Source organism: Ensifer sp. 22460 (genome assembly GCF_052044935.1).
Classification (GTDB): Bacteria; Pseudomonadota; Alphaproteobacteria; order Rhizobiales; family Rhizobiaceae; genus Ensifer.
This window is the reverse complement of record NZ_JBQENZ010000034.1, coordinates 16899-29012: the sequence shown is the minus strand read 5'-3', so window position 1 is coordinate 29012 and position 12114 is coordinate 16899. Positions and strand designations below refer to the sequence as shown.

Annotated in this window: 9 protein-coding genes; 7 read left to right on the top strand and 2 right to left on the bottom strand. The window is 62.2% G+C overall.

What is annotated here, in order from left to right:
- Positions 1-1098: a glycosyltransferase family 4 protein gene (locus ACTJKM_RS30965; protein WP_113514512.1), complete on the top strand. Its 1098-nt coding sequence runs from the start codon at positions 1-3 to the stop codon at positions 1096-1098.
- Positions 1095-1865, top strand: coding sequence for a polysaccharide deacetylase family protein (locus ACTJKM_RS30960; RefSeq protein ID WP_440661578.1), 771 nt, complete (start codon positions 1095-1097; stop codon positions 1863-1865). The genes ACTJKM_RS30965 and ACTJKM_RS30960 overlap by 4 nt, the downstream gene beginning before the upstream one ends.
- Here ACTJKM_RS30960 and ACTJKM_RS30955 read toward each other — a convergent pair.
- Complete coding sequence (locus tag ACTJKM_RS30955) at positions 1852-2682, bottom strand: MBL fold metallo-hydrolase (protein WP_112996872.1); 831 nt, start codon at positions 2680-2682, stop codon at positions 1852-1854. The genes ACTJKM_RS30960 and ACTJKM_RS30955 overlap by 14 nt on opposite strands.
- A 277-nt stretch (positions 2683-2959) precedes the next feature.
- Between ACTJKM_RS30955 and ACTJKM_RS30950 the strand changes: the two genes are divergently transcribed.
- Positions 2960-4129 carry a DUF3095 domain-containing protein gene (locus ACTJKM_RS30950; protein ID WP_440661576.1) on the top strand — a complete coding sequence of 390 codons (1170 nt, stop codon included), beginning with the start codon at positions 2960-2962 and terminating at the stop codon, positions 4127-4129.
- Positions 4130-4180: 51 nt separating this feature from the next.
- Here the strand turns inward: ACTJKM_RS30950 and ACTJKM_RS30945 are convergent, their stop codons facing one another.
- Positions 4181-5518 carry a nucleotide sugar dehydrogenase gene (locus tag ACTJKM_RS30945; RefSeq protein ID WP_058328056.1) on the bottom strand — a complete coding sequence of 446 codons (1338 nt, stop codon included), beginning with the start codon at positions 5516-5518 and terminating at the stop codon, positions 4181-4183.
- Between the two features lie 374 nt (positions 5519-5892).
- Between ACTJKM_RS30945 and ACTJKM_RS30940 the strand changes: the two genes are divergently transcribed.
- The 4 genes from ACTJKM_RS30940 to ACTJKM_RS30925 all read left to right on the top strand — a co-directional run bounded on the left by ACTJKM_RS30940 (position 5893) and on the right by ACTJKM_RS30925 (position 12114).
- Positions 5893-7242 carry an adenylate/guanylate cyclase domain-containing protein gene (locus ACTJKM_RS30940; protein ID WP_058328055.1) on the top strand — a complete coding sequence of 450 codons (1350 nt, stop codon included), beginning with the start codon at positions 5893-5895 and terminating at the stop codon, positions 7240-7242.
- Positions 7243-7250: 8 nt separating this feature from the next.
- The gene (locus ACTJKM_RS30935; RefSeq protein WP_440639061.1) at positions 7251-8201 is read left to right on the top strand and encodes a polysaccharide lyase; all 951 of its coding nucleotides are present in this window, start codon (positions 7251-7253) and stop codon (positions 8199-8201) included.
- A gap of 122 nt (positions 8202-8323) precedes the next feature.
- Positions 8324-10216, top strand: coding sequence for an ABC transporter ATP-binding protein (locus ACTJKM_RS30930; RefSeq protein ID WP_058328053.1), 1893 nt, complete (start codon positions 8324-8326; stop codon positions 10214-10216).
- Entirely contained in the window at positions 10213-12114 is a 1902-nt protein-coding gene (locus ACTJKM_RS30925; protein ID WP_112996869.1) for an ABC transporter substrate-binding protein, read from the top strand. Before ACTJKM_RS30930 ends, ACTJKM_RS30925 begins: the two co-directional genes overlap by 4 nt.

Below are 12114 nucleotides of genomic sequence, written 5' to 3'. Positions count from 1 at the left end.
ATGAAGATCGCCTTTTATGCACCGCTGAAATCCCCCGATCACCCGGTGCCGTCAGGCGACCGGCTGATGGCCCGCATGCTGATCGCGGCACTGCGGATCGGTGGGCACGAGGTTGCAATTGCATCGGACCTGCGCAGTTTCATGGCCAAGCCGTCGGATCAGGATTTCCGGGAACTTGAGCTTGCGGCGGAAGCCGAAACCGCGCGCCTTCGGGCACTCTGGCAGAGCGAGGGCGTTCCCGATCTCTGGTTCTGCTACCATCCCTATTACAAGGCGCCCGACTTTCTCGGCCCCGGGCTCGCGGTCGAGTTCTCCATTCCCTATGCGACGGCGGAAGCGTCATACTCGATGCGGCGGAATGAAGGTGTCCGCGCGATTGCCCAACGCCATGTTCTTGCGGGGATTTCGCAGGCGGCCGTCAACATCTGCCTGACGCGCCGCGACCGCGACGGCCTTCTTGAAGCCGCTCCCTCATGCCGCCACGCGATGCTTGCGCCGTTCATCGACGCTGCGCCGTTCATTGAGAGCAAGCCATCAGCCGATGCCCCCTGCCGGCTGGTCGTGGTCGCGATGATGCGCAGCGGCGACAAGATGAACAGCTACCGCATGCTGGCGCAGGCGCTGACGCGTGTTGCCGACGCCGCCTGGACCTTGACGATCGTCGGCGACGGACCTTGCCGCGACGAAGTCATGGGGGCCTTTGCGACGTTGCCTCCCGAGCGATTGATGTGGCTTGGCGAAAAGGATGCAGCCGACCTGCCGGATATTCTTGCCAGCACTGATCTCTACGTGTGGCCCGGCTGCGGCGAGGCCTACGGGCTTGCCTATCTCGAAGCGCAGGCTGCCGGCCTGCCGGTCGTTGCGCAACGAACGGCAGGCGTGCCGGAAGTGGTGCGGGACGGCCAGACCGGGCTGCTGACGCGGGAAGGGGATATCGGCGCCTATGCGGCGGCGATGCGCGACCTGATCGAGGATCCGGCCAGCCGCAGGCTATTGGGCGCAGCCGCCCGACGGTTCGTTCATGAGGAGCGCTCGTTTCCGGCAGCCGCCCGACGGCTTCGCTCGATTTTCGATGAATTTCTGGAGACGCAGAAATGACCGAGGAAATCCATTGGCAACGCCTTGCCGCGGAGCTCGATCGCCTTGAAGCGTCGGGACGGCCGGTGGATTTCTGGCTGCGTGACGACGACGCAGCCGAGCCGACGCGGGCGCTCGATCGGCTGCTGTCGCTGGTCGACCGACACGCTCTTCCGGTCGTTCTGGCCGTTCCGCCAGCCCAGACCGGCGACGCGCTCGCACGCCGCCTTGCCGGGCTCGAAGATGTCAGCATTGCCGTGCACGGGTGGGCGCATCGCAATCATGCGCCGCCTGCGGAAAAGAAGCAGGAGCTTGGCGCGCACCGGCCGCGCGCCACGGTGCTTCACGAACTCGAGCTCGGCTATGACCGCCTGCGGACGCTCTTCCCGGGCGGCTTCGTGCCGATGCTCGTTCCCCCGTGGAACCGGATCGACAACACGCTTCTCGACGGCTTGCCCGACATCGGTTTCAAGGTGCTCTCGGTCTTCGGGCCGGAGAAACCATCGCCGTTCAAGCTCGTCAACACGCATGTCGATGTCATGGATTGGCGCGGGACGCGCGGTTGCCGCGACCATGCACTGATCGTCTCCGACATCATTGCGAGGCTTCGGCAGGTGACCGGCGATGTCGAGGAGAGAGCGGAGCAGAAGGGCCGCACGATCGGCGTGCTGACGCATCACCTCGTTCACGACGAGGGCGTCTGGGCGTTCCTCGAAAAGCTCTTTGCGGCGACCAGCAGACATCCGGCCTGCCGTTGGCTTGCCGGCCGCGAGATTACAGTTCGATGATCTGTCCGTCGCGGGCGGCAAAAGCGCCGGCGAACGTCGCCTGAACGTCGCGTTCCATTGCGGCCAGCGCCTCGTCGGTGCGGGACGGATCGTGATGGAACATGGCCAGATGTTTGACACCGGCGGCCATCGCCAACCGGGCGCCATGCATGCCGGTCGAGTGCCCGAAGCCCTGAAAATGATCCATCTCGCTTTCGAGATAGGTGCAGTCGTAGACCATCAGATCACAGCCGGCGATCAGATCGAGAACCGCAGGATCGAGAATGCCGGGCTCGTGCTCGGTGTCGTAGACGAGCGCGACGGCCCGCCCGTTCCATTCGACGCGGTACCCGACACAGCCGCCCGGATGCCTGAGGCTTGTCGTGCGGACCGTGATCCCCGCCCGTGGCGTCAGCACGTCACCGGGTTTGAAATCCAGGCCGTCGAGGCTTGCCTGACAGATATCCGGGTCCACCGGGAACCACGGCGGGCGCATAAAGTCGCGGATCATTTCCTTCGTGGTCATCGTGCCGTGCAGATGGCCGGACCAGAAGCGTACCGAGTTCTGACACTTGTAGATCGGCTTGAAATAGGGAAGGCCGATGATGTGGTCATAGTGGCTGTGGGTGAAGAAAAGGTCGAATTGGTCGACGCCTTCGGCGATCAGCGAGTAACCGGCCTCGCGCAGCCCGGACCCCGCATCGAAGAGCAAAACATCCTTGCCGCATCGAATCTCGATGCAGGATGTATTTCCCCCATAGGTGAGGTACTGTTCGCCGGATACCGGCAAACTTCCTCTTACGCCCCAGAACCGCACTCGAAAGTTGTCGTCACGCATTCAGTTTTGGCTTCACTACGCACGCTCGGACCATTTTGATCCTTGTATGACTGTTAAACAAGCACAATGGCCACACCCCTGCAATGCCATGGGTTATTATTTGGAAAGTAACCTTAGCGTCGCCAAGAGCGCCCGGTTGGAAATCGTCCGACGGAACCGCATTTCAGCGGGGGGCGCCGGACCGATGGCGAGGCCTTAGCAGCATCATATGAAACTTTTCCTTGCGCTGTTACGTGGATTATTTATCGAACGCAGTAACGTAGGGAACAGGTTACCCATGGTTGAGGCAACAGACGGACGGTTCTACGACAGCGTACCTCTCTTCGATGCGTTTGAAGGGGTCGCGGACGAGGCGAATTATCGCCCGCTGCCGGACGGCTGGCTTCTCGCTGTCGCCGACATCGTCGACTCCACCGGCGCGATCGCCGAAGGCCGCTACAAAACTGTGAACATGGCAGGCGCAAGCGTCATTTCGGCGTTGATGAACGCGCTCGAAGAAAAGTCGATGCCCTTTGTTTTCGGAGGGGACGGCGCGCTCGCCGCGCTGCCGGCGCCGATGGCGAACCGTGCACGCGACGCACTCGCCGCCTTGAAGACCTGGGTCGTTGAGGAGCTCGGGCTCGAATTGCGCGCCGCCCTGGTACCGGTCAGCGATATCCGCGCCAACGGCCTCGATATGCGCGTCGCCCGCTTCAAGGCGAGCGAAGAGGTTTCCTACGCGATGTTTGCGGGCGGCGGCGCCAGTTGGGCCGAAGCGGAGATGAAGGCGGGACGTTATCCCGTCGGCGCCGCGGCGGCCGGCAGCCGGCCCGACCTCACCGGGCTTTCCTGTCGTTGGAACCCGATCGAGTCCCGACACGGCGCCATTGCCTCGACCATCGCCGTGCCGGGAGCGAAGGGCAATGGACCGGAGTTTCAGGCGCTGATCGCCGATATCGTCGCATTGGCCGACGAGGAAGAACGCAATGGCCATCCTGTTCCCGAACTTGGGCCGCGGCCACGTTTCTCCTTCAAGGGCATCGAAGCCGAGGCGCGGGCCGCGGCGCCGAAAGGACGGCGCTTTCTTCCCCGTTGCTTCATTACCGTGCAGACGCTGGTTCTGTTTGTTTGCCTCCGGCTGGGCTGGAATCTGGGCTCGTTCGACACGAACCGCTACCGCCGCGACCTCGCCGACAACACGGATTTCCGCAAGTTCGACGACGGGCTGAAAATGACGATCGACATCAGCACTGAACGGCTCGAACGGATCGAGGCTCGGCTGAGACAAGCAGAGGCGGCAGGTGTTGGGCACTATGGCTTGCATCAACAGGATTCGGCGCTGATGACCTGCATTGTTCCGACGCCGATGACACGGGACCACATGCATTTCGTCGACGGTGCGTCGGGCGGCTACGCAGTGGCCGCAAGCAAGCTCAAGGCCGCCCTGGCGCGCGTGCAGGCCGCATAGCCAACACAAGCGAGAAGCCGCCGGTTTGCAGCCTTTGGCGGGCTCGGCGGACTAAGCCTTGACGATATGTTCGCCGGTCAGCCCGTTGCGGTAGAACACGTTGCGCGTATCGACGACGAGCGAGGCGGAACCGGCGAGGGCCACGTAATCCACCTGGTCGTGATCGGTGGCAATCAGCACGGCATCGAACGCCGCGACTGTTTGCGCGTCGAGAGAGACCGAACGCCGGCCCTTCAAAGCACCATGTTCGCGTGTCGGTGGGATCTCGGCGACGTAGGGGTCGTGATAGGAAGTGCGTCCGCCGCGCTCTTCGATCAACTCGATCAGGCGCAGCGACGGGCTCTCGCGAATATCCGGAACGTTCTTCTTGTAGGCGAGGCCGACGACGAGGACGTTGGAACGGCTGAGCGCCTTGCCAGCCTTGCGGTCGAGTGCCTCGGCCAGGCGGCTGACCACATGGCGCGGCATGGCCGAGTTGATCTCGCCAGCAAGCTCGATGAAGCGTGTCGGCAGCTCGTATTCCCGCGACTTCCAGGTGAGGTAGAAGGGGTCGATCGGAATGCAGTGGCCGCCGAGGCCCGGTCCGGGGTAGAACGGCATATAGCCGAACGGCTTGGTCTTCGCCGCTTCGATCACTTCCCACACGTCGATGCCCATGGCCTCGTAGACGATCTTCAATTCGTTGACGAGGGCGATGTTGACGGAGCGGAAGATGTTCTCGGTGAGCTTCACGGCCTCCGCCGTGGCGTTGGAGGAGACCGGCACGACAGTTTTCACCACGGCTGCATAGAACCGCTCCATCAGGGCCGAAGCCTGCGGTCCATCGCCGGCGACGACCTTCGGGATGCTCACCGTCTCGTAGGTCGGATTGCCGGGATCCTCGCGTTCCGGCGAAAAGCCGACGAAGAAGTCGCTGCCGGACCTGAGTCCGGTTTCCTCGAGGATGGTGCGTACGACGCCGTCGGTCGTCCCGGGATAGGTGGTCGATTCCAGGACGACGAGTTGTGCAGGCCTGAGGGTCGCCGCGATCGCGCGTGACGTCTTTTCGACGAAGGAAAGATCCGGGTCGCGGTGTTTGGTAAGCGGCGTCGGCACGCAGATGATGATGACGTCGCAGTCCGCCAGCTCTTGAAAGTCCGTCGTCGAGCGGAAGCGGCCGGCACCGCTCTCTTTCGCGAGCGCGGCGTCCGATACGGCGGCGATGTAGGACTTGCCCGCGTCGAGCGCGACGATCTTGGTGGGGTCGATGTCGAAGCCGGTAACGGCAAAACCCGCGCGAGCAGCGGCGATGGCGAGCGGCAGGCCGACATAGCCAAGACCGATGACGCCGACCTTGGCGCTCGAGGCGGAGATGGACGAGAGCAGGCTTTCGAAATGAGGTGAGGTCAAGTTTGCTTTCCGGATCTCGTGGACAGACGCGTGACGCCGCGCGAACATGTCGTGGTTTGTTGGAGAGAAACAAGCCCCAAGTCAAGCGAGGCACTGCGTCACGCCGAAGGACAGGCCTTTGAGCCCTCTATCAAAACATCATGCGAGAAAAACTTTGCACGGCCTCTGGAAATCGCCGGGTGGCATCAATATCTGCACCATATAAGTGCCGCATTCCGGGTGCCTGCACGTCATCGACGCCGGAATCGGTTGGAGCATTTTCTTAACGGGCACGGCTCATCATCATCCACCGCGAACATGGATCGGCAACTTGCCGGGGCGTTCGTCGTCTCCGGATGCTGACGCGGGACGGTCTGTCATGGTGAGGACGCGAAATGGCCCCGACGAACGACAACGTATCCGAAATCCTCATCGACAGGGTTGCCGACTGGCTGATGCGGACGTCGCTCAGCGACGCGCCGCTGGAAACGATCGTCAAAGGCTTTTGCGAGCGGCTCGCTGCCGCCGGCCTGCCGCTGATGCGCGTCCATCTCTCCTTTTCGATGTTGCATCCGCTTTATGATGCGCTTGGTTTTACCTGGATCCGCGGCAAGGGCGTCGAGGTAAGCGGCCTTCGGCACGAAGAGCTGGCGCTCAATCCCGAGCGTTTCCTGCAGAGCCCCTACTACTATCTGCTCAACAACAATCTCGAGCATGTCCGGCGGCGTCTTTACCAGGATATGCCGTCCGAGTTCCCGATTTTCGACGATCTCAAGGAGATGGGCGCCACGGACTACCTGGCCTTCATGCAATCGCTCGGCGCCGATTCGGGGCATGGCATGGTCGGATCCTGGACGACGGATCGCCATGGCGGCTTCACCGATGATGTGATCGGGGCGTTGCTCAAGCTTCAGCACCACCTGGCGGTCGCCGCGAAGATGGCGGTGCTCGGAAAGCTCGCCGACAATATGCTGACCACCTATCTCGGCTCCAGCGCCGGTCGGCGCGTGATGAGCGGCCAGGTCCGCCGCGGCGACGGCGAAACCGTGCGCGCGATCCTGGTCATGGCCGACATGCGTCGCTCGACGATGCTGGCGGAGAAGGAGGGGCGGCAGTCCTATATCGAGACGCTGAACACCTATTTCGACGCGATCGCCGCGCCGTTCAATCGCAATGGCGGCCATATCTTAAGCTTCGTCGGGGACGGGTTCATCGCCGTCTATCCGTGTGGGCGCCATAAGGAGCCGTCCGAATTTGCCGCCCGCGAGGCCTTTGCCGCCGTGCGCGCAGCAACGGCGCGCATGGAGATGCTGAACGGCGAACGGCGCAAGCAATCCCGCGATCCCATCGGCTATGGCATCGGGCTGCATGTCGGCAACGTGATGTTCGGCAATGTCGGCCTGCGCGACCGGCTGACCTTCTCCGCCTTCGGCTCGGCCGTCAACGAAGTGCAGCGGTTGCAGAACCTCACCAAGAAATATGCGCATAGCGTCGTCGCCAGCGAGGCCTTCGTCAATTACTGCGGCGGAGATTGGACGGCGCTCGGCCAGGAAAAACTGCGCGGAGTGCGGCAGAAATTCACGATTCTCTACCCCAACGATGCAGCGTTGCTTGCCAGAGCAGATGAGCGCTTCGACGATGTGTTGCAGGATGGACTTTCCGAGGCGGAACATGTCATGCTGCTTCACCGCAATACTCGTCCGCTTCAGCCGCCGCGCGGCCTTATCGACAAGATGCTTCAATAGGGGGGAGAATGTTCCGAGCCGTGTTTGTCGCCGCCAGCATCGCCATGGCCGGAGGCGCGATGGCGCAGCCGTGGGAAAGCAAACTGTCAGACGGCTTCGAGGGACAGAATTTCGCACCCGAAGGCGGGCTCTACTATCGCGATAACTTCGAGCAGAGTGCGGGCACGGTGGAATTTCAAAACCAGGTGACGCACACCGGCAAAGGCGCACTCAAGCTGAGCGTCGTTCCGACCTGTCCGGATTCCCTCGACGGTTGTAGCGAGCGAGCCGAGATCTGGGAGAAGACGGCGCTACGCGTGCCCTACGACCAGGGGGTCTGGTATGGTTTCGCGGTCAAGTTCGCCGATCCGGTCCCGAAGGAGGATCATCGCTATCTGATCGCCCAATGGAAGCGTGAGATCGATCCCGGCGCCGAAGGTGATTTCAGTCCGTTCCTTGCTTTACGCCTCGAGGCGGGCAAGCTCTTCGTCACGGTGGAGACGAATTACATCGCGCCGCTGTCATCCGGCCCGGAAGGTACGCCGGCGAGCTGCAAACCTGGCGAAATCCCCGTGTGGGGGCGGCCTAGCGTCAACCAGATGCGTATGCTGGTCGCCGCCGACAGCAACTGGAAACCGGAAGACGGCAGTCTGTTCAACGCCTGCACAGATGCCATCAAGGTGACGAACCATGGCAACCCGCTGCCCGATCCGAAGTCCGGCTGGATCGACTTCGCGATCTACACGCTGCCGGGGGCCGGTGGCACGGGACGCATCGAACTCTTCGCCAACGGCAAGCCGATCATCACGGTGGCGGGGCATGTCGGCCACGCCGACAAGGGGCTCGGCAAGAACCAGTACTTCAAGTTCGGCCCCTATCGGGCTGCCGATACGACCGACTGGTCGCTGTTTTATGACGACTTCCGCCGCTCGCCGAATTGCGCCGACGTGCTGAAGGGCGGGACGTGCCCCGCGCTCTAACCAACTGAAGATGCACGGGGCAATGCTCCGGTTGCAGTTGGCCATGCTGGACAGCCCTCTGAAGCTGCGCTAGTCTTTTTTTAGAGGCGGCGGATAAAAAGCAATGAGGGAAGCGTGCTGCTATGACATCTGGGGCGGACCTGCTTCGAGTTGAAGGTCTGCGGATCACATTCTCGGTGCTTGGCGGCGAAGTTCAAGCCGTCAATAATGCGAATTTCAGGATTTTGTCCGGCAAGGTCACGGCGCTCGTTGGCGAGTCGGGATCGGGCAAGTCGGCAATCAGCCAGGCGGTGATGGGCATCTTGCCCAACGTCGCCAGGGTTGGTGGCAAAATTCTGTTCAACGATCCCACCACGGCGGCAAAGCCCATCGACCTGCTTTCGCTGGAGCGGGAAGGTGATGAGATACGTAGCCTGCGCGGCACGCGTATCAGCAAGATCTTTCAGGAGCCGATGACGTCGTTGTCGCCGCTCCATACGATCGGAAACCAGATTTCCGAGGTGCTGAAGATCCACACGGATGCGGAAAAGGCTGAACGCCGGGCACGGACCGAGGAACTGCTCGGCTATGTTGGCTTTGCCAATCCGAAGCGCGCCTACGAAATGTATCCGTTCGAGCTTTCCGGCGGCATGCGCCAGCGCGCGATGATTGCGATGGCGCTGATCTGCCGGCCGGCCCTCTTGATCGCCGACGAGCCGACGACCGCGCTCGATGTGACGGTGCAGGCGCAGATCCTTAAACTTCTGCGCGAGCTTCAGGTGAAGCTCAATATGGCAATGCTGCTGATCACCCACGACCTCGGTGTCGTCGCCAACATGGCCGACGAGGTTGTGGTGATTTATCATGGGCAGATCGTCGAGGCTGGTCCTGTCGAGGCCATCTTCCGCAACCCGCAGCATCCCTATCTCAAGGGCCTGATGGCCGCCGTTCCGCATTTCGACATGAAGCCCGGCGAACGGCTGAAGGCGCTGCGCGAAGTGCCGGTCAAGGCCGGGTCAGTGCTTGGGACTTCGGTGGCCAACCGGCGCGCTGGCCCACAGGTGCTGCTGTCCGTCCGTAACCTCTCGAAGACATATGGAACGCGAAAATCGTCCTGGTTTGGTGGGGGCGAAAGTTCTCATCACCGCGCCGTCGACGATGTCAGCTTTGATATCCGCCGCGGCGAATGCCTGGGCCTCGTCGGCGAGAGCGGCTGCGGCAAGACGACCGTCAGCAAGATCCTAATGCGGGCGGTAACGCCGGACACCGGCTCGGTGACCTTCGACAACGGCGAAGGTCCGGTCGATGTGCTGAAGGCTCAAGGCGACGAACTGAAGGCGCTCCGGTCGAAGATCCAGATGGTGTTTCAGGACCCGGTTTCGTCGCTTTCCCCGCGCATGACCGTCAAGAACATTCTCAGCGAGCCCCTGGAGATCCATGGGCGCGGAACGGGCAAATCGCGCGTCGAGACCGTGCGCGAACTGCTGCAAGCCGTCGGGCTCGACCAGCGCTTCATCAACCGCTATCCGCACAGTTTCTCGGGCGGGCAGCGTCAACGCATCGGCATTGCGCGGGCTCTCGCGCTCGTGCCGGAGCTGCTGATCTGCGACGAGCCGGTATCGGCGCTCGACGTCTCGGTCCAGGCGCAAATCCTCAACCTTCTCAAGGATTTGCAGAAGGAACTGGGACTGACCTGCCTGTTCATCTCGCACAACCTCGCTGTCGTGGATTACATGGCGGACCGTATTGCCGTCATGTGCGCCGGCCGCATTGTCGAGCTCGCCCCGCGCGAGGTGCTGATGCGCAAGCCGGTTCATCCCTATACCAAGTCGCTGTTGGCGGCCGTTCCCTATCCGGATCTCGATCGGCCGCTCGACTTTGACAGGCTGAAGGACAGCGAAGGATCGGATATGCGGCGCTGGGGACCGCAGTTCCGTGTCGACGACGCTGGCGACACGCTCATCCCCGCCGATCTCGGTGGCGACCACTTCGTGCTGGCGCGCCGGTCCGTGGATGCAAGGGAGTTACGGCCATGATCACCCGCCGAACTGTACTGGCATTGCTTGCAACCGTGGCATTCCCCATGCGGCTCCTGGCTGCTGGGGGTGAACCGGCGTTTCTGGAAAAGCTGATTGCCGACGGCAAGCTTCCGCCGGTCAGCGAGCGCTTGCCCAAGACGCCGCGTGTCATCAACGTCGCGGCGCTGGGGCGCACGCCCGGCAAGCACGGCGGTGACGTGACGATGATCATCGGCAGTGCCAAGGACATCCGGCTCATGACCGTCTACGGCTATGCCCGACTGGTCGGCTATGATGAAACGCTGAAGCTCGAAGCGGATGTCCTCGAAAGCTACGAGACGGTCGAGGACCGCATCTTCACCTTCCACCTGAGAGAAGGGCACAAGTGGTCCGACGGGACGCCGCTGACGGCGGAGGACTTCCGCTATTGCTGGGACGATGTGCTCAACAACGAGAAGCTGAGCCCCGCCGGTTTGCCGACTGCGCTGGTGATGGACGGCGAAGCCGGAAAGTTCGAAGTCATCGACGAACGAACCGTTCGCTATACTTGGTCGACGCCGAACCCGGACTTCCTGCAGAAGCTCGCCGCACCGCAACCGCTGGTGGTGGCGGTGCCTTCAGCCTATCTCAAGCAGTTCCACGAGAAATATCAGGAAGAAGACAAGCTCAAGGCTTTGATGAAGGAGCAGCGCGTCAAGAAGTGGAGCCAGCTCCATATGCGCATGGCTCGCTCCTATCGCCCTGAGAATCCTGAGCTTCCGACGCTCGATCCATGGCGCAACACGACGCCGCTTCCTGCCGAACAGTTCATCTTTGAGCGCAACCCCTACTTCCACCGCGTCGACGAGAACGGGTTGCAGCTTCCCTATATCGACAAGTTCGTGCTCAACGTCAGCTCGTCGGCGCTGATCCCGGCGAAGACGGGCACGGGTGAAAGCGACCTTCAGGCGACGGGCATCGACTTTGTCGACTATACTTTCCTCAAGGATTCCGAGAAGCGGTACCCGGTCAAGGTGCTTCTGTGGAAGAAGACGCAAGGCTCGCGCCTGGCGCTGTTGCCGAACCTCAACTGCTCCGACACGGTCTGGCGGTCGTTGCTGCAGGATGTGCGCGTTCGCCGTGCGCTCTCGCTGGCCATCGACCGCACCGAGATCAACAAGGCAGTCTTCTACGGCTTGACCAAGGAGAGCGCCGACACGGTTCTGCCGGACAGCCCGCTGTTCCGTCCGGAGTTCGCCAACGCTTGGGTGGCCCACGATCCAGCTCAAGCCAATGCACTGCTCGACGAAGCGGGCTTGACGCAACGCGATAGTGACGGCATTCGCGTCCTGCCCGATGGCAGGGCCGCGCAAATCGTCGTGGAAACGGCCGGCGAAAGCACGCTCGAGACGGACGTGCTGCAGCTCGTCACCGACTACTGGCAGAAGGTCGGGATATCGCTTTTCATCCGCACCTCGCAGCGCGACACGTTCCGCAGCCGTGCTGTCGGCGGCGAGATCGTCATGTCGATGTGGTTCGGGCTCGACAACGGCGTTCCGACGCCGGGCATGAACCCGGGGCAACTGGCGCCGACGGCTGACGACCAGCTGCAATGGCCGGTCTGGGGGCTCAACTACCTGTCCCATGGCGAAATGGGCCAGCCGCCGGATCTGCCTGCCGCTATTGAACTGACGGAGCTGTTGCAACGCTGGCGGCATTCGGCTGAAGACGCCGAGCGCACGGAGATTTGGACCCGCATGCTGTCGATCTACACAGACCAGGTCTTCTCGATCGGTATCGTCAACGCCTCGCTACAGCCGATCCTCGTGGCGAAGAAGCTGCGGAATGTGCCGGAAACGGGGCTCTACGGCTTCGATCCCACGTCATATTTTGGTGTTTACAAAACCGATACCTTCTGGATCGAGCAGGAAGCCTGA

Coding starts and splice junctions, on each gene's coding strand:
- ACTJKM_RS30925 (WP_112996869.1), top strand. CDS start 10,213: ATGATCACCCGCCGAACTGTACTGGCATTGCTTGCAACCGTGGCATTC.
- ACTJKM_RS30930 (WP_058328053.1), top strand. CDS start 8,324: ATGACATCTGGGGCGGACCTGCTTCGAGTTGAAGGTCTGCGGATCACA.
- ACTJKM_RS30955 (WP_112996872.1), bottom strand. CDS start 2,682: ATGCGTGACGACAACTTTCGAGTGCGGTTCTGGGGCGTAAGAGGAAGT.
- ACTJKM_RS30950 (WP_440661576.1), top strand. CDS start 2,960: ATGGTTGAGGCAACAGACGGACGGTTCTACGACAGCGTACCTCTCTTC.
- ACTJKM_RS30965 (WP_113514512.1), top strand. CDS start 1: ATGAAGATCGCCTTTTATGCACCGCTGAAATCCCCCGATCACCCGGTG.
- ACTJKM_RS30940 (WP_058328055.1), top strand. CDS start 5,893: ATGGCCCCGACGAACGACAACGTATCCGAAATCCTCATCGACAGGGTT.
- ACTJKM_RS30935 (WP_440639061.1), top strand. CDS start 7,251: ATGTTCCGAGCCGTGTTTGTCGCCGCCAGCATCGCCATGGCCGGAGGC.
- ACTJKM_RS30960 (WP_440661578.1), top strand. CDS start 1,095: ATGACCGAGGAAATCCATTGGCAACGCCTTGCCGCGGAGCTCGATCGC.